This is a genomic window from Nesterenkonia sp. NBAIMH1, assembly GCF_007922635.1.
Taxonomy (GTDB): domain Bacteria; phylum Actinomycetota; class Actinomycetes; order Actinomycetales; family Micrococcaceae; genus Nesterenkonia; species Nesterenkonia pannonica.
The window spans coordinates 2,674,696-2,691,978 of sequence record NZ_CP042335.1; the positions used below are offsets into that span (position 1 = coordinate 2,674,696).

Here is a 17,283-nt window from a genome sequence, read left to right on the forward strand (position 1 = left end):
GTCTACCCACATCGCGGACCTACGGACGGATCTGACCCTCGCCGCGCAGAATCCATTTGGTGGTGGTCAGCTCGCCCATACCCATCGGACCGCGGGCGTGGATCTTCTGAGTGGAGATTCCCACCTCGGCGCCCAGTCCGAACTGACCGCCGTCGGTGAACCGCGTCGACGCGTTGACCACCACAGCGGCTGCGTCGACCTCCGCGATGAACTTCTCTGCGCTGCGCACCGAGTCGGTCACGATGGCTTCGGTGTGGCCTGTGGAGTATCGAGCGATGTGATCGATGGCCTCATCGAGTGAGGAGACCACCCCGACCGCCATCTCCAGGCCCAGGAACTCGGTCGAGAAGTGTTCGCTGCTGACCTCGTGGACCTCGCCGTAGTCGTTGGGCGAGACCAGGTCGGGGCCGTAGTCCGGCAGCCACTGGCGGGCACGGGGGTCCACATGGAGAGTCACCCCCGCGCGGTGCAGCGCCCGGAGCGCCTCGACGGCCGCTCCTTCGGCGCCTTCGTGGATCAAAAGGGTCTCAGCGGCATTGCAGACGCTGGGCCGCGACGTCTTTGCATTCATCGCGACGTTGCGAGCAATGTCAGGGTCCGCACTCTCGTCCAGGTAGACGTGGACGTTGCCTTCGCCGGTTTCGATGACGGGGACCCTGGCGTTCTGCACCACGTGCTGTATGAGGTCGCTGCCGCCGCGGGGAATGAGAACGTCGACGCTGCCTCGGGTATTCATCAGGGCGGTGGCGCCCTCCCGGCCGTACTCGTCGATGGACTGCACCGCGTCCACGGGAGCTGAGCAGGCTCGGAGAGCATTGCGAATGATGCTCAGGAGCATCTCGTTGGTGTGGGACGCTGCGGAGCCTCCCCGGAGAATCGCTGCGTTGCCGGACTTCAGTGCCAGGGCGGCGATGTCCACGGTCACGTTGGGCCGCGCCTCGTAGATGACTCCGATGACGCCCAGGGGAACAGAGGTCTGGGTCAGCCTGGCGCCGTTGGGGAGGGTTCGGCCGTTCAGGACACGTCCGATGGGGTCCTCCAGAGCCATGACGTCCTCGACGGCCTCGGCCAGGGCCTCGATGCGTGCTTCGCTGAGCTGAAGACGATCCAGCAGCGGCTTGGAGAGCCCGTTCTCACGCCCCTGCTCCAGGTCCTGCCGATTGGCCTCGACCAGTGAGGCGACAGACTCGCGGAGACCGCGCGCGAGGGCAAGAAGTATGCGGTCCTTGTGCTGACGGTCCATGGAGCCCAGCGGACGCGCACCCTCTCGGGCGCGGCGGCTCACCTCGGCGACGCCCTGGGTGACCTCGGTTCTCAGCTCGTCGGACGTCTCGGCGCTCATACGCTCCTCACTCGTGCCATGTCATCAGTATGGACCACTGCCCGCTCGTAGTCAGGGCCCAGCTCAGCGGCCAGCTCTGCCGTGGACCGGCCCATCATCTGAGGCAGCTCCTCCGCAGAGTACCCGGTGACGCCGCGGGCGTGAACCGTTCCGTGGGCATCGACCACTTCAATCACGTCGCCGGATTCGAAGTCGCCCTCCACGGCGGTGATGCCCGCGGCAAGGAGGGAGCTTCGGCCTACAGCGACAGCTCGCACCGCTCCCTCATCCACCACGATCCGACCCTTCGTCGATGCGAGGTGGGCGAGCCATGCGGTGCGCGCACCGCGGCGCCGGCCCCTCGGGTGGAAGAAGGTGCCGACCTCTTCTCCCGCCAGCAGCCTGGGGGCGTTCTTCGCGGAGGTCAGCATCGCAGGAATCCCGTGGGCCGTGACGATTCGCGCCGCCTCCACTTTGGTGACCATGCCCCCGGTGCCTACGCCGGCTCGGCCGCGCGGGCCGAGGGTGACACCTGTCAGATCCTGTTCCCCGCGAACGTCCCGAAGGGGACTGCCGCCCTGCGAAGGTGGGCCGTCGAACAGTGCGTCGACGTCGGAGAGCATCACCAGGGCGTCGGCGTGCAGGAGGTTCGCGGTCAGCGCCGCGAGTCGGTCGTTGTCGCCGAAGCGGATTTCGGCTGTGGCCACCGCATCATTCTCATTGACCACGGGCACAGCACCCAGGGCAAGCAGCTTCTCCAGGCTGCGCAGCGCATTGGTGTACGTGGCCCTGCGGATGAGGTCCTCCACTGTCAGCAGGACCTGAGCGACCGGTGAGCCGTGGCGCGCGAACCCCTGCGTGTAGTGAGCCAGGAGCAGGCCCTGTCCCACAGCAGCGGCCGCCTGCTGCGCCGCCAGGTCGGTGGGGCGGCTGGGCATGCTCAGCGGCGCCAGTCCGGCTGCGATCGCACCCGAGGAGACCAGCACCACTTCGGTGCCGCCGTCTCGCAGCTGCTGGCAGGCGTCGACCAGGTGCAGCAGCGCCTCAACGTTGATTCCGTCATCGACGGTGGTCAGCGATGAGGAGCCCACCTTGATCACGATGCGGCGCGCGGCGGGGAGCTCCGCCGCTGAGCTCACCACGCCGGCAAGCTTGGTCCTCACCGAGACTCCTGCTCGTCATCTTCGGCGTCGGGATCCCAGTGGCTGTACACCACTTCAGTGCCGCTGGTGTCGTCTTGGTCGTAGAACGCGGCCATCTCTTCGCGTGTGAGGGCCTTGGCCGCACGACGATCGGCCTGCTCCTGCTTCTTCTCGGCGCGAGTGGGCCTGTGCAGGTCGTCGAACCTCACGTCGGTGCCGCGCGGACCGGCGAGATGCTCGGCACCCGCTGCCATGGTGGGCTCCCAGTCGAAGACCACCCCGTCGTCGTCGGAGCCGATGACGACTGAGTCACCTGGGGCGGCCCCCTGCTTGAACAGCTCGTCCTCGATGCCGATGGCAGCCAGACGATCCGCCAGGTAGCCGACTGCCTCATCGTTGTTGAAGTCCGTCTGGTGAATCCACCGCTCGGGCTTTGCGCCGCGCACTCGCCACAGCGGTGCCGCGTTCTTCTCCTCACGGGAGATGCTGAAGCCCTTCTCGTCCACCGGCTTCGGTCGAACCGTGACCTGGACGGGGGCGTGCTCGGTCTCGCGCTGGGCGCGCGCGGCCTCCACCAGTTCGGCCATGGCAAAGCCGAGCTCGCGCAGGCCTTGGCGTGCCACTGCGGAGACCTCGAAGACCCTCCAGCCGCGCCCTTCAAGCTCGCCGCGGACCATCTCGGCCATGGCCTGGCCATCCGGAAGGTCCGTCTTGTTCAGGGCGATCAGCTGGGGCCGCTCGTTCAGCAGGAGGGACTCCACGCCGTAGGACGCGGATCCGGTGATCGCGTCGGGGGCGTACGCGGCCAGCTCTTTCTCGATGGCGTCGAGGTCCCCAAGGGGGTCACGGTCGGTTTCGAGGCTGCCGCAGTCCAGGACGTGGACGAGGGCTGCGCAGCGCTCCACGTGGCGGAGGAACTGGTGGCCCAGCCCCTTGCCCTCGGCGGCGCCAGGGATCAGTCCGGGCACGTCAGCCACGGTGAATCGGGTGGAGCCGGCCTCGACGACGCCGAGGTTGGGGACCAGGGTGGTGAACGGGTAGTCGGCAATCTTGGGGCGCGCCGCAGACATCGCGGCGATAAGGCTCGACTTGCCTGCCGAGGGGAAGCCCACCAGGGCGATGTCGGCCACCGACTTCACCTCGAGCTCGATCTCCACCTGCTCGCCCGGCGTCCCCAGCAGCGCGAAGCCGGGGGCTTTGCGCTTCTTCGAAGCCAGGCGTGCGTTGCCGAGCCCGCCGTGTCCTCCTTCGGCGATGCGGATCCTGGAGCCGATGCCGACGAGGTCGGCCAGCACGTTGCCCTCGCGATCTTTGACCACGGTGCCCTCGGGGACGGGGAGCTCGAGGGTCTCTCCCTTGGACCCGTGACGGTGGTCGCCCTCTCCGACGCCGCCGTTGCCGGCGCGCCGGTGCGGCCGGTGGTGGTAGTCGAGCAGCGTGGTGGTCTGCGCGTCGGCGACCAGCTCGACGTGCCCGCCGTCGCCGCCGTCGCCGCCGTCGGGGCCGCCCAGGGGCTTGAACTTCTCTCGGTGGACGGAGACGCATCCGTGTCCGCCGTTTCCGCCTGCGGCGTGCAGGACCGCGCGATCAACAAAATGCGCCACTGGAACCTCCCGTCGACGAGAATCCTCGTCTTGTCACAGCCACCTGCTGGTGCGCTGACCTTACGTGCCTGAACAGGGCGTCAGCCCTGAAACACCGAAAGCCCCGCCAGCCGTGTGAGCTGCGGGGCTTTCGGTGTGTGGTCAGCTCTCACTGACCGGTTGGCCGCTGATTCTGATCAGAGGCCGAGACCAGCACTGCCGCTCAGGCGGCTGCTGGAACGATGTTGACGACCTTGCGGCCGCGACGGGAGCCGAACTCTACGGATCCGTCTGACAGGGCGAAGAGAGTGTCGTCGCCGCCGCGTCCGACATTGCTGCCGGGGTGGAACTTGGTGCCGCGCTGGCGGATGAGGATCTCGCCTGCGTTGACGGTCTGGCCGCCGAAGCGCTTGACGCCCAGTCGCTGGGCGTTGGAGTCGCGACCGTTGCGAGTCGAGCTCGCACCCTTCTTATGTGCCATAGCGTTTTGCCTGCCTCTCGCTTAAACCTGTATCAGGACGATTCTACGGCTCAGGCCGCGATATCGGTGATCTTGACCCGCGTGAGCTCAGAGCGGTGGCCCTGGCGCTTGTGGTAGCCGGTCTTGTTCTTGTACTTGTGGATGACGATCTTCTGGCCGCGCAGGTTGCCCTGCACCTCGGCCGAGACCGTCACCTTGTTGAGCTCGTCAGCTCCGGTGGTGACCTTGTCGCCGTCGACCAGCATCACTGCCGGCAGCTGAATGGTGCTGCCTTCCTCGGCGTCGACGCGGTCAAGGGTCACCAGATCTCCGACGGAAACCTTTTCCTGGCGGCCGCCTGCGCGGACAATCGCGTACACCACTTGGACTCACTTCTCTCGTTGAACGTGCAATAAATACGTGCGCGGAGCGCGCAAAAAAGACTTTGGGCGCAATAGCACCAGCCGTCAATCCTACGCGGTTCTACTCCGATTTGCCAATCTCATCGGCGGACACGCCCACTCCGAGCATCATCGGAGCGGTGTCAGCCTTGGCCGCTGACTTCTCATCGGCGCTCTTCTGGGGAGCTGCGGCGGAGAAGCTGGCACTCTGCTGCTCCTTCTCCGCAGACTGCACCTGGTGCACCTCTCCCCCGGAGCCCTGTGCCGACCCCGCCGCGCGACGGCGACGTCGAGCAGGTGCACTGCGCCGCGGCTGCTCGCTCCGCGAGGCCAGCGCCTCCTCCAAGGAGTCGAGGGAGGAGGTCTTGGGCTGCTCCGCAGGCTCCTCTGCGCGCTTCTGCGCGCCGGACTTCTCACCGCGCGGAACCTCGACCGGCTCGCCGCCGATCTTCAGCGTCGACTGCCCGCTCTTCGCCTGACCCTCATTCTTGGAGCTGCTGCCGGTGTCCGCCGAAGGCGCCTGCTCGTCGTTCTTCTCGGACTCACCAGCTCCGGCGGTGGCCGCGGCGACCTTGGCCATGCCCGCGCTCGCCCGCTCGAGCTTCTTCAGCTCCCTGGGGTCGGTCTGCCGCCCGGAGTCGTCGTCCTTCTTGGGCTTGTTCTTGCGCTTCTTGGACTTCTTGCTGCCGTTGGACCGCTGCTCGCCCTGCGAGTTGAAGGCGGGCTGGTGGTGGATCGGCTCCTCGTGGGTGACGATGCCGCGTCCTGCGCAGTGCTCACACTCAGAGGAGAAGACCTCCAGAAGCCCGGTGCCCATGCGCTTGCGCGTCATCTGAACGAGTCCGAGCGAGGTGACCTCGGCGACCTGGTGCTTGGTCCGGTCCCGGCCGAGGCACTCCACCATCCGGCGAAGGACCAGGTCGCGGTTGGACTCCAGGACCATGTCGATGAAGTCGATGACGATGATGCCGCCGATGTCGCGCAGCCGCAGCTGGCGCACGATCTCTTCGGCGGCCTCCAGGTTGTTCTTGGTGACCGTCTCTTCGAGGTTTCCGCCGGAGCCGGTGAACTTGCCCGTGTTGACGTCGACCACGGTCATCGCCTCGGTGCGGTCGAAGACCAGGGAGCCGCCGGAGGGCAGCTTCACGTTGCGCCCGAGGGCCTTGTTCAGCTGCTCGTCGATGCGGTGGTGGGCGAAGATGTCCTGCCCGTCATGCTCGGCGGGGTCCCACTTCTTCAGGCGGTCCAGCAGGTGCGGCGCCACGTAGGTGACGTAGGCCTCGACGTTGTCCCACGTCTCGTCGTCCTGGATCTCCATGGAGGAGAAGTCTTCGTTGAAGACGTCGCGGACGACCTTGATGGTGAGATCGGGCTCGGCATAGAGCATCTCAGGGGCCAGGACCTTGCGGTCGTTGGTCTGGTCCTGGATGGAGTCCCACAGTGCGCGAAGCCTGTTGATGTCGTTGGTGAGCTCCTCTTCGGAGGCGCCCTCAGCGGCAGTGCGAACGATGACCCCGGAGTTCTGGGGCATGTTCTCCTTCAGGATCTTCTTCAGCCGCGACCGCTCCGTGTCCGGGAGTTTGCGGCTGATGCCCGTCATGGATCCCCCTGGCACGAACACCAGGTAGCGCCCGGGCAGGGAGACCTGGCTGGTCAGCCGGGCGCCCTTGTGCCCGACGGGGTCCTTGGTGACCTGCACCAGGACGGAGTCGCCGGACTTCAGGGCGTTCTCGATCTTTCGGGGTGCGTTGCCGATGCCTGCAGACTCCCAGTCCACCTCACCGGCGTAGAGCACGGCGTTGCGGCCGCGTCCGATGTCGACGAAGGCAGCCTCCATGGAGGGCAGCACGTTCTGGACTTTGCCGAGGTACACGTTGCCGATCAGGGAGTCCTGGGTGGTGTGCGAGACGTAGTGCTCTGCCAGCACCTCGTCCTCCAGCACTCCGATCTGGATGCGTCCGTCGCGGTGGCGCACGATCATCTTCCGGTCCACGGACTCCCGGCGGGCCAGGAACTCCGCCTCGGTGACGATCCCGCGACGGTTCGACTGACGGTTCCCGCGTCGGCGCTGGCGCTTGGCCTCGAGCCGGGTGGAGCCTTTGACGGAGGAGACCTTGTCCGAGGCGTCGGAGCTTGCTTCGCGTCCGGAGCGCACCCGGGTGACGGTGTGGCCGTCCTCGTCCTCGATCTCCATGTCTGAGGAGCCGCGGCGCCGCTTGCGGGTCCGCCGGACTACGGTGCCGCTCTCATCAGTCGACTCGGCGCGGCCCTCGTCGTCGGAGCCGGAAGAGCCGTCTGCGTCGGATGAGTCAGACTTCTGCTCAGAGCGGTCGCCGCCGCCCGAGGAATCGTCATCGGAGCCCTGCGATGACTCGTCGGCGCTGCGTCCGCGGTTGCGCCCTCCCCTGCGGCGCTTCCGCCGGGACCTCCTGCCGCCGTCGCCGCCGGAGTCGGCGTTCGACTGCTGGGAGGACTCCTGGTCTGAGTCGTCCTCGTCATCGCCGCCGTCGTCGTGGGACTCCGGCTCGGGCTCCTTCTCCTTCTTCGGCGTCCGCTTCACGGACGAGAGGTCAGGAGCCTGGAACAGGACGTCCAGAGGGTCTTCGGCCGGCTCAGGGTCAGCGGGCCGCTTCGGCGACGCGTCCGCCCCAGGGTGACCGGGCTCAGGGACGGAGAATGGGCTGTAGACCTCCTCCGCCGTCTCGGCGGAGGATTCTGTGGAGTTCTCGTTGCTCATGGTGGGCCAATGCATTTCCGCCGACCTCCAGCGGAGCCACACTCAACGCCGGACGACGGCTCTGTCTCGTCCTTCGAACGCCCGACCTGCTCCTCCCCGGGCGCTGCCTCCGCTGTGTGAGGCGCGCTCTGCGCGGGGAGCCCGATGCCGGACTATGGTCTGCGCAGCATCTGCGGCGGCGACTTGCTCTGTGGCTTTCCGTGCGTACCTTCGTTCTGGTGGTTCACGACGGGCGCCTGCCGCAGCTCTGCATTCAAAGCTTTCTCAAGGATCAGGTGTGGTCTGCCCTCGATGTCTTTCAGTATGGCACATGCACATCTATGACCAGGTGAACGGCATAGCATGGGGGCATGTCGCATCTTGTGAAGGACCGCGCCTACGGGGTGTGGCTGCTGGTCAGCGCGCTCGTCGGAGCTGCGGCCAGCTTCCTCCTCCTCCATGAGCGGGTGCTGCTGTGGGGGGATCCTGACCACGTCACGGCCTGCGATGTGAACCCGTGGGTCTCGTGCGGCGAGGTGATGAACGCCTGGCAGGCCTCCACCTTCGGATTCCCGAACATCTTTCTGGGCGTCGTCGGCTTTCCCCTGATGGTGCTCGTCGCGGTGACGGTTCTTGCCGGAGCGAGGCTCCCGCGCTGGTATCACTGGGGCGTGCAGGCCGGGGCGACGTTCGCCTTCGGATTCTGCATCTGGCTCTGGTACTCGGCCGTCTACGTCATAGGGGTTCTGTGCCCCTACTGCATGGTCGTGTGGTCGGCCGTGATCCCTCTCTTCGTGGTCGTGACGACCCGCAACATCCTCACCGGGGTGATTCCGGCACCTCCCCGCGTCCGCGAGCTCACGGCAGCGTGGTGGTGGGCACTGGTGGTTCTCATCTTCCTGGGGGTCTTCGCCAGCATCCTGATCCAGTTCTCCTGGGCGTTCACAGGCTGAGCCCAATCGTGGGCTGAGCCTCCCCGCAGGTCAGAGGTGAGGCAGGGCTCACAGAAGAAACTGATCGAGCCCCTGGGGGCGCCAATGATTGAATGGGGTTTTAGGCTGCCCCCGCTCAAGGAGAACACCGTGCCTCAGACCGTCAACGCAATCGTCGCTCTCACCAAGAACGCTCCGGCTACGGTCGAGAAGATCGTGATCCCTGATCCCGGCCCGGGAGAAGTGGTCGTCGACGTTCTCACGTGCGGGGTCTGCCAGACCGACCAGCACTTCCAGCAGGGTGAGGTCGGGGACAACTTCCCCTACCTGCTCGGCCACGAGGCCACAGCCCGCGTCTCCGAGATCGGAGACGGCGTGACCAACGTGTCCGTGGGCGACAAAGTCATTCTGAACTGGCGTGCCGTGTGCGGCGAGTGCCGCGCCTGCCGGAAGGGTCAGCTGCAGTACTGCTTCGACACCCACAACGCGTCCCAGAGGATGACGCTGGAGGACGGCACCGAGCTCGAGGCCGCCCTGGGCATCGGCGCCTTCGCGGAGAAGACGCTCGTGGCCGCCGGGCAGTGCACCGTGGTCGACGACGTGGACGACGCCTCCAACGCCGCGGTAGGGCTGCTCGGCTGCGGCGTGATGGCAGGCATCGGCGCCGCCATGAACACCGGTGAGGTGAAGCGCGGCGAGTCCGTGGCCGTCATCGGCGTCGGAGGTGTGGGCACCGCCGCAGTCGCAGGCGCGAAGCTCGCGGGTGCGACGAAGATCATCGCCGTGGACCTGGACCCTCGGAAGCTGGAGACCGCCAAGAAGCTCGGCGCCACCCACACGATCAACTCGGGCGAGACCGATGCGGTGGAGGGCATCCGCGAGCTGACCGGAGGCTTCGGCGCGGACGTCGTCATCGACGCGGTGGGCGTGCCCGCCACCTACAAGCAGGCGTTCTACGCCCGTGACCTCGCCGGGCGGGTCGTGCTGGTCGGCGTCCCCGACCCCTCCCTCACCTTGGAGCTTCCCCTGCAGGACTTCTTCAGCCGGGGCGGCTCCCTGAAGTCCTCCTGGTACGGCGACTGCCTTCCCTCCCGCGACTTCCCCATGCTGGTGGACATGTATCAGCAGGGTCGTCTCGACCTCGACGCCTTCGTCACCGAAAGGGTCCGCCTCGAAGACGTTCAGACTGCCTTCGACACCATGAACCGCGGCGAGGTGCTGCGGTCGGTGGTGGAGATCGACGCCTGAGATCAGCAGCCCCGCCGCACATGCAGCACCACCACTACGGATACGAGAGGACGACCTCATGAGCGCACGCATTGAGCACCTGGAGACCTCCGGAACCTTCTCCCTGGACGGAGAGACGCACAACGTGGACAACAACGTGTGGATCGTCGGCACGGAGGAGGAGGTCATCATCATCGACCCTGCACACGATGCCGAGGCGGTGGAGAAGCAGGTGGGTGGCCGTCGGGTCGCAGCGATCCTGCTGACCCATGCCCACGACGACCACATCCGGCAGGTCCGGGACGTCCAGTCCCGGGTCGGCGGCGACATCCACCTGAACTGGGACGACAAGGTCCTTTGGGAGCAGGTGTACGGAGACGCTGAGCCGGAGGTCAAGATCACTGACGGGGATACATTCACCATTGGTGAGACGGTCCTGACGGCCATTCACACACCGGGCCACTCCCCCGGCTCCACGTGCTACTACGCCGAGAACCTCGATGGTGAGCCCGTCCTCTTCTCGGGTGACACGCTGTTCAACGGCGGACCCGGGGCCACCGGGCGCTCCTACAGCAGCTTCGAGACCATTGTGGACTCCATCAAGTCCCGCCTGTTCGAGCTGCCGGATCAGACGCAGGTCAACACGGGGCACGGTCCGTCGACCACGATCGGCACGGAGAAGCCCAACGTCGAAGAGGCGCTGAAGAACGCCGAGTGACCTGACGCTCCAGCGGGTTCGCCCGGGCCTCCATCCGTATGATGCGTGGGCCCGGGCGTTTCTGTGCGCGGGGCGGCATGGTCAGCCGATGGGTTCGAGCACGTTCCAGTAGGTGCTGTACGTTTCGAGGATGGCCTGTTCGACGCTGTAGACGGTGAGGTCGGGGTTGAGCTCGTCGGCTGATCCTGCTGTCAGCGGGTCCCATTCCAGCCCGAGCGCGTCATACACCTCGGCGAGCACGCGCCGGATGCGGGGTCCGTCTTCGATGACGATGGAGGTGGAGAACAGCCACCCGCTGGCTACTTGTCGCTGGGCGGTGCCGACCAGCTTCAGGCGAACGTCGGCCTGGTCCGGGTGGATGCCGTGCACGGAGTGGTCTCCGTAGCAGTACTCGGCGGGAAGGGGCGCCATCACTGCGTCCAGTCCGGCGTTCTGCAGCGCGTCGGCGAAGAGCTCTCCGAAGGCGACGAATCGATCTCGGGATTCGCGGATAGGGTCTGCGTCCGGCTCGATGTGGTCCACGACGAGGGAGCCTGGGCTGTAGGCGGCTGCCCGGCCTCCGGCTCGACGGACGAGGGGCTCGAACCCGAGGGCACGGCTGCGGCGCGCGGCCTCTTCGAAACCGGGGAGCTTCGCGTCCCGCTGCCCGAAGGCGACGGTGGGCTGGGGGCGGTAGATGCGCAGCATCGGCCCCACGCCTGGCTCGCGCGTGCTCTGCAGCAGGTCGAGGGCCCGCTGGAGGTCTGCCTCTGCGCCGAGGCTCGAAGTCTGTCGGATCAGCTGCAGCTGAGGGCCGCGGGGGGTGCTGCGGCGACCCGATCGGCCGTTGCCAGATGCGCTCATCGGGTGCCGTCGAGCCTGATGGTGTGTCGGCGTGCGCGACCCTCAGGGGGATCAGGTGCTTCGCTGGTGGAGTGGATCGCTGTCACGCCGCAAGAGTTTACCCGGCGAGATGCTCGCGGGGGCCGCTTTACGACGGGCCTGCCTGGGGTCGGGCTCAGGGCGCAGATCTCATGCCCGTCGTCGAACCTCGTGAACCAGCAGCCAGATCAGGTAGCCGCCCCCGATGACGACGGTGACCACGCCGACCGGAAGAGGCGTTGGGGGCAGCTGCTGAGCGAGGATGTCGGCCCCCAGGAGCAGTGCCGCGCCCATGAACGCTGCCGGCCACACAGCTATGCCGGGCGACCGGGCGAGCCGCCGGGCAATCTGGGGCGCAGCCAGGGCGACGAACGCGATCGGCCCGACGGCTGCGGTGACCGCCGCGGTCAGTCCGACTCCGGAGAGGATCAGGATCAGCCGCGACCGCTCCACCCGTACCCCGAGGGCGCGCGCCGCATCGTCGCCCAGCTCCATCTGCTGCATGGGGGTGATCAGGGGGCCGACGACTCCGAAGAGGAGCAGAATCGCCAGGCTGCCGATGCCGACCTGTTCCCACGACGTCGAATTCAGAGAGCCGGCACCCCACGCGGCCGCGCTCATGGCGACGTCGAGGTCGGCTCGCAGCAGCATGTACGTATTGAGGCTGCTCAGCATGGCGGAGAAGCCGATGCCCACGATGATCAGCCGGAAGCCTTTGATGCCTCCCCTGTAGGCCAGCAGATACACCAGGCCCGCAGTCATGATGCCGCCGACGAGCGCACCGCCTGCGACCTGTCCGTAGCCGCCTCCGATGACGATGATGACGATGAGGGCTCCCGTATAGGACCCGGAGGCGAAGCCGATCACGTCCGGGCTGGCCAGAGGGTTGCGGGTCAACGATTGGAATATTGCCCCGGAGACGCCGAGAGCCGCCCCGAAGACGATGGCAGCCAGAATTCGCGGAGCCCGCCATTCCAGCACTACGACCCTGTTGAAGCTCTGGTCGGCTCCGGTGAGCACGTCCACCATGTCCGACAGTGTCAGCGAGTAGGTGCCTGCCGAGAGGGCATAGACGGCCAAGGCGCATGTGATGGCTGCGATGAGTGCGCATACGAGAAGCGGGCGGACGGTGAGTCGCACCGAGCAGCGCCCCGCGCGGAGGACTCTGCTTTCACGGCCGAAGTCGACTTGGCTTCCCTGCTGCTCGGTCACAGCCCGCTCGCTCTCTTCCTGCGCACCAGAACAATGAGCACTGGGGCGCCAACGAAGGCTGTGACGATCCCGACCGGCAGTTCGCCGGGCCGCATCACGATGCGGCCGAGGGTGTCGGACAGCACCAGCAGCAGAGGTGCCATGATCATCGTGTAGGCAAAGATCCATCGCTGATCCGGACCTGTGATCCAGCGGGCCGCGTGGGGGATCATCAGTCCTACGAATCCGATGGGCCCAGCGAGGGCGGTCGCGCCGCCGGCGAGCAGAGTCACGGCGATCACCCCGAGCACCCGGGTGGTGCGGACGCGGGCGCCCATGGCGACGGCGAGGTCCTCGCCGAGGGCGATCGCGTTGAGGGATCGGGTGACGGCGAGTGCGATGAAGACACCTGCGGCGATGAACGGAACTACGGGCAGCAGGACGCCGTAGCCTCGGCCGACGACGCTTCCGGCGTTCCATGCGCGCATGTGGTCGAAGGTCTGCGGGTCGATGAGCATGAGACCTGTCGTGGCGCCGGATAGGACGGCTCCGAGGGCGACTCCGGCGAGGGTCAGCCGGACGGGGTCTGTGGGGCCGCGGCCGGCGGAGCCGATGAGGTAGACGGCGAGGGTCACGATGAGGGCGCCGAGGAAGGCGAACCAGACGTAGCTCTGGACGGAGGCGGCGCCGAAGACTCCGATGCCGATGGCGACCATGAAGGCCGCGCCGGCGTTGACGCCTAGGATGCCGGGGTCTGCGAGGGGGTTGCGGGTGAGGGCCTGGACGAGCGCTCCGGCCACGCCGAGGGCGGTTCCGACGACGACGGCGACGATGGTTCTGGGAAGCCGCAGCTCGCGGACGATGAACAGCTCGTCGTGCTGGGGGCTGTAGTCGCTGAACGCTTCGAAGACGGTGCCAGGGGGGATCGATTTTGATCCTACGGACACGCTGAGCAGACAAACGAGGGTGAGGCACGCGACCAGCAGAACGAGGCCGCCTGCGCGCCGGGCATTGGTGCGGGCCAGTCCTGCACGTGATGCGGTGCGTTCGGCTCGGTCCGGTGCCGTGGTCATCCTGACGGGCCTGATGGTGGCTGTCACCTCAGGTGCGGGCCTCTCCGCGTCGCCAGTACCCGGAGAAGAAGATCTTCTCCTTGGGCATCCCGAGGGTTCTCACCAGGTGCCTCCGTACGGTGCGGACGGTTCCCGCTTCTGCGCATACCCAGGCGTAGTCCGCTCGTGCGGGCAGGTCCATGCCGTGAAGGGCTTCGGTGAGAGCGGCACCTGGTGGTCGGTCATCGCGCACGTGCCAGTGCACCGTGGTCTCGGTGCTGATCGGTTGGATCTCGGAGGCCGCCGGCACTTCGATGTGGACGTGGGTGCTCTCCGGCTTCGGCGCGGGCCGGTCCGGGTGGGGCTTCGGCGATTCCAGCAGCGCTGCCAGGGCGGGCAGTGCGGTCTCGTCGGCGAAGAAGATCTGAGTCTCGGCCCCAGCGGGCGGGTAGTAGATGCCGTTTCCTTCGCAGAATCCGACGATGTCGCCCGGACGCGCCTCTGCTGCCCAGCTGCTTCCGGGTCCGCTGCTGCTGCCTTCCCCATGGAGCACCATGTCGACGTCGACTTCACCAGCCTCGGGGCGGTGTGCCCGGATCGTGTACCAGCGCAGCAGGGGTCTCTGCTCCTCAGGGATCATCGCGGCGAGAGCGCGCGGCGGGGTTCCTTCCGGGGTGCTCTCCGGAAGGCGCAGGCCATAGGCTGCCGGGATCATCAGTGCGAAGAATTCGTCCTTGGCGCCCTGCTGGAAGTCTGTGAGTTCGGGAGCGCTCAGGGTGATGCGGCGCATCCCGGGTGTGATGGCACGCGCTGCCTGGACGGTGCAGGCGAAGGCTCGGTGGCGTTCGCGCGGCGGGTGCATCCTGGCGCCCGTGGCTTTGGTGCTTGCTCGGCTCATCCTGCACCTCCTGGTGCGGCCATCTCTTCGAGCTGGCGGGCGAGTGCGCAGGCGGCTCGGGCCAGTCCCTGGTTAAGGGTGAGGTCGAGATTGAAGACGCGCTCGTTCTGAGCCGCGGGCAGTCTCCGGAAGGCTTCTGACTGCCCGAGTGCGGGGCGCTCCTCGAAGGCGAACACCGCGAGGGTTCCAACGTCGGCGAGGTCACCGAGATTCTCTTCGGACAGTTCGTATGAGCCCTCTTCGTCTGTTGGGTCGTACATGGGCACTTCTATGCCCAAGTCGGTCGCTACTTCATTGCCCAACGAGTTGGTGATGACCAGCATGCCTGCGGTGTCCATGGCGGTCCCGCAGATGAGGCTCATGCGGCTGAGCTCTTCGCCTGAACGCTCACGGATGGTCTCTGTCAGCTCGTTGTAGCGAGCGATCTCCTCGTCGACGGCTTCGTCACGTTCGAGCATGCGGGCCTGCTCACGCATGGCATCCTGCCAGCCGGTGGAGCCGCTCTCGACGGCGAGCACAGGTGCGACCTCTTCCAGTCGGCTGTTGCCGTAGAAGTCGCTGCTGTATGCGTTCTGGCGCATGATGATGAGGTCTGGGCCGAGTGAGGCGATGAGTTCGTGGTCGGGCTCTCCGCTGTCGGCGAAGCCGATGGTCTCGAGATCTGCAGGCATCAGCTCCTGCATCTCATCGAGGAGGGCACCTTCTTGACCGAAGTAGAAGCCTGAGGCGAAGACGGGGTAGCCGCAGGTCAGAGCGAATTCGAGATCGGCCCTCCCCTCGATGACGAGGACTCGCTGCGGGTCGGCGGGGATTCGGCCGGTGAACGATTCGTAGTCGTAGCGTACGGTGCGGTTCTCAGGGGCAGCCTCGCGGCCGGGGGACGCGGAGCATCCCGCCAGGAACGATGCCGAGGCGAAGGCGCTCCATCCGAGGAATCGGCGACGGTCCAGCTCAGATGTGATCGGCCTGCGCAGACACTGTGAGAGATTCGCGGGGGCGCGGAGGGTCTGGGAGGAACGGCGCGGTTCAGCTCTCATCGAGCACCTCCGCGATGCGTGGGACCAGGTGCTCGAGTGCGTACGGGTTCGACAGCACCGAGTTGTAGCTGATGGCACCGCGCTCGTCGCGGTCTGCGATGACCACGCGTCCTTCCTGGACCGCCTCGAGATTCTCGGTCAGCGGGCTGTAGTCCACGAGGTCGAAGTCGGGGTCTTCGTCAATGACGAGGACGACGAGGAGGTCAGCGTCGAGGAGCTCGACGTTTTCGTGGGAGATCTCGGTCGTCCAGTCGTATTCCGAGGCCATGTCGGCGACGGCTTCGGGGATCTCGAACCCCAACGAGGTGAAGAAGTTCCCTCGTGGGTCGTTGTCGAGCAGGATCCAGAAGCCGCTCTCATCCGAGCTGGTGAGGACCACCGAGGCAGTGAGCCCTTCAAACTCCGGGTGGGCTTCACGCGTACGTCTGACGTGCTCGTCAGCGGCGGTCATTTTGGTCGGCGGCCTGATCCTTCTGATCGAGGATCTGGCCGAATGCTTCAGCGGCCTGGCCCATCGTGACTCCGTCTTCGAGGGGACCTGACGGTCGGCCGATGACCGGGGCGATGTCTTCGAGCTGCGCGAGGATCTCCTCCGGGAGTTCGGAGGTCACGCTGGTGATGACGTCCGGCTCAAGGGCCGCGACCTCCTCCAGCTGCAGTTCCGAGCCTCTGAAGAACGTCAGGTCGGCGTCTTCGACGTACTCTTCGGCCCAGGGACCGATTCCGTCCTCGTAGAAGGTGAAGCCGGAGTTGCCCACCGGCACGCTGCCCAGGGCTAAGGCGTAGTCGTGGTCTTGGGCGCCGAGAGTCACGAGGCGCTCAGGCTTCTCCTCCAGGACGGTCTCGCCGAACTCGTGCTCGATCGTGCGCGGATAGGCGCTGCCTGCCTCCTCCCCTGCGGCCGGGGCCTCGCCGGGGTCGCTCTCCTGCGGGTCTGCTTCCTCAAGACTGCCGGAGCAGCCCGTCAGCAGTCCGACCAGCAGAAGCCCTGCCATCGATACGCTGCTGAGGCTTCGAGTGCGACGCGCCTTCCATGGAACCAGCATTGTTCTCCCCTCACCGACATTAGGACAGCCTCAGCTTAGGGAGCGGCGTGACTCAGATGTGTTGCAATGTGGACACTCTGTCTCGTCCACCCGTCATCGCTCCTCTGCCGCCCGGGGTCTCGCCCACGACCTGCCGGTAGGCGCTGATGAACGCACTGGGTGAGGCGTATCCGACTCTCCAGCTGGTGGTGCTGACGCTCTCCCCGTCAGCGATCAGCGATCGAGCGCGGTCGATGCGCAGCAGGCGTCTCCACGGGGCGAACGTCATGCCGATGTCGTCGAGGAGTGCCCGGTTGATCGTGCGTTCGCTGAGGTGAAGCGTCTCACTCCACCCCTTCAGGGAGCGCTCGTCCGCGGGGTTGCGGGCGAGGACAGCGACCATAGGCTGGAGGGCGCGCATCCCGGGGCAGTGCGACTCCGGGCCGCACCTGGTCCGATGCGCGCAGAAGGTCCAGACATGCGTGCTGGAATCGCAGGCGGACGGCTTCCGTCATCTCCTGTGCGTTCATGTAGACGAGAAGTTCACGCGCTGCGTCCTCCAGAGAGGCCGCCCCCGTGCCCGGGGCGTGTACTCCAACCAACCCTGAGGGAAGGTGCGTGGCTCCGAATGAGCCCGACGCGGAGGCGGTGACGGCGTGCTGGGTCCCTGCGGTGAGCCACACGGCCTGCCCCGGGCCCACGGTCCAAAAGGTGCCGTC

17 protein-coding genes are annotated in these 17,283 nt (G+C 66.6%); 3 read left to right on the forward strand and 14 right to left on the reverse strand.

Features of this window, described 5'->3' with window-relative positions; genetic code table 11:
* Window positions 1–19: 19 nt before the first annotated feature.
* The 6 genes from FS388_RS12855 to FS388_RS12880 all read right to left on the reverse strand — a co-directional run bounded on the left by FS388_RS12855 (window position 20) and on the right by FS388_RS12880 (window position 7,644).
* Window positions 20–1,342, reverse strand: coding sequence for a glutamate-5-semialdehyde dehydrogenase (locus FS388_RS12855; protein WP_146341769.1), 1,323 nt, complete (start codon window positions 1,340–1,342; stop codon window positions 20–22).
* Window positions 1,339–2,484: a glutamate 5-kinase gene (proB, locus tag FS388_RS12860; RefSeq protein ID WP_146341770.1), complete on the reverse strand. Its 1,146-nt coding sequence runs from the start codon at window positions 2,482–2,484 to the stop codon at window positions 1,339–1,341. Before proB ends, FS388_RS12855 begins: the two co-directional genes overlap by 4 nt.
* Window positions 2,481–4,067 (reverse strand): GTPase ObgE, encoded by a 1,587-nt coding sequence (gene obgE, locus FS388_RS12865; RefSeq protein ID WP_146341771.1) that lies wholly within the window; start codon window positions 4,065–4,067, stop codon window positions 2,481–2,483. The genes proB and obgE overlap by 4 nt, the downstream gene beginning before the upstream one ends.
* 202 nt (window positions 4,068–4,269) lie before the next feature.
* A complete protein-coding gene (gene rpmA / locus FS388_RS12870) occupies window positions 4,270–4,527 on the reverse strand; it encodes a 50S ribosomal protein L27 (RefSeq protein WP_146341772.1) in 258 nt (85 codons plus the stop codon).
* Between the two features lie 50 nt (window positions 4,528–4,577).
* The gene (rplU, locus tag FS388_RS12875) at window positions 4,578–4,889 is read right to left on the reverse strand and encodes a 50S ribosomal protein L21 (RefSeq protein ID WP_146341773.1); all 312 of its coding nucleotides are present in this window, start codon (window positions 4,887–4,889) and stop codon (window positions 4,578–4,580) included.
* Between the two features lie 100 nt (window positions 4,890–4,989).
* A complete protein-coding gene (locus FS388_RS12880) occupies window positions 4,990–7,644 on the reverse strand; it encodes an Rne/Rng family ribonuclease (RefSeq protein WP_146341774.1) in 2,655 nt (884 codons plus the stop codon).
* A 350-nt stretch (window positions 7,645–7,994) separates the two neighbouring features.
* On the opposite strand from FS388_RS12880, the gene FS388_RS12885 reads away from it, so the two are divergent.
* The 3 genes from FS388_RS12885 (at window position 7,995) to FS388_RS12895 (ending at window position 10,500) form a co-directional block, all read left to right on the forward strand.
* Window positions 7,995–8,576: a vitamin K epoxide reductase family protein gene (locus FS388_RS12885; protein WP_146341775.1), complete on the forward strand. Its 582-nt coding sequence runs from the start codon at window positions 7,995–7,997 to the stop codon at window positions 8,574–8,576.
* Between the two features lie 129 nt (window positions 8,577–8,705).
* A complete protein-coding gene (locus tag FS388_RS12890; protein WP_146341776.1) occupies window positions 8,706–9,803 on the forward strand; it encodes an S-(hydroxymethyl)mycothiol dehydrogenase in 1,098 nt (365 codons plus the stop codon).
* A 58-nt stretch (window positions 9,804–9,861) separates the two neighbouring features.
* A complete protein-coding gene (locus FS388_RS12895; RefSeq protein WP_146341777.1) occupies window positions 9,862–10,500 on the forward strand; it encodes an MBL fold metallo-hydrolase in 639 nt (212 codons plus the stop codon).
* Between the two features lie 81 nt (window positions 10,501–10,581).
* Here the strand turns inward: FS388_RS12895 and FS388_RS12900 are convergent, their stop codons facing one another.
* The 8 genes from FS388_RS12900 to FS388_RS12935 all read right to left on the reverse strand — a co-directional run bounded on the left by FS388_RS12900 (window position 10,582) and on the right by FS388_RS12935 (window position 16,985).
* Complete coding sequence (locus FS388_RS12900; protein WP_146341778.1) at window positions 10,582–11,343, reverse strand: lipoate--protein ligase family protein; 762 nt, start codon at window positions 11,341–11,343, stop codon at window positions 10,582–10,584.
* A gap of 168 nt (window positions 11,344–11,511) precedes the next feature.
* The gene (locus FS388_RS12905) at window positions 11,512–12,573 is read right to left on the reverse strand and encodes an iron chelate uptake ABC transporter family permease subunit (protein ID WP_146341779.1); all 1,062 of its coding nucleotides are present in this window, start codon (window positions 12,571–12,573) and stop codon (window positions 11,512–11,514) included.
* Window positions 12,570–13,625: an iron ABC transporter permease gene (locus FS388_RS13310; protein ID WP_146341780.1), complete on the reverse strand. Its 1,056-nt coding sequence runs from the start codon at window positions 13,623–13,625 to the stop codon at window positions 12,570–12,572. Before FS388_RS13310 ends, FS388_RS12905 begins: the two co-directional genes overlap by 4 nt.
* A 28-nt stretch (window positions 13,626–13,653) precedes the next feature.
* A complete protein-coding gene (locus FS388_RS12915) occupies window positions 13,654–14,502 on the reverse strand; it encodes a siderophore-interacting protein (RefSeq protein WP_146341781.1) in 849 nt (282 codons plus the stop codon).
* Window positions 14,499–15,539: an ABC transporter substrate-binding protein gene (locus FS388_RS12920; RefSeq protein ID WP_146341782.1), complete on the reverse strand. Its 1,041-nt coding sequence runs from the start codon at window positions 15,537–15,539 to the stop codon at window positions 14,499–14,501. The genes FS388_RS12915 and FS388_RS12920 overlap by 4 nt, the downstream gene beginning before the upstream one ends.
* The gene (locus FS388_RS12925; RefSeq protein WP_146341783.1) at window positions 15,529–15,990 is read right to left on the reverse strand and encodes a hypothetical protein; all 462 of its coding nucleotides are present in this window, start codon (window positions 15,988–15,990) and stop codon (window positions 15,529–15,531) included. The genes FS388_RS12920 and FS388_RS12925 overlap by 11 nt, the downstream gene beginning before the upstream one ends.
* The gene (locus FS388_RS12930; RefSeq protein WP_146341784.1) at window positions 15,977–16,585 is read right to left on the reverse strand and encodes an ABC transporter substrate-binding protein; all 609 of its coding nucleotides are present in this window, start codon (window positions 16,583–16,585) and stop codon (window positions 15,977–15,979) included. Before FS388_RS12930 ends, FS388_RS12925 begins: the two co-directional genes overlap by 14 nt.
* 52 nt (window positions 16,586–16,637) lie before the next feature.
* Window positions 16,638–16,985, reverse strand: a complete 348-nt coding sequence (locus FS388_RS12935; RefSeq protein ID WP_146341785.1) for a helix-turn-helix transcriptional regulator — start codon at window positions 16,983–16,985, stop codon at window positions 16,638–16,640.
* Window positions 16,986–17,283 lie beyond the last annotated feature (298 nt).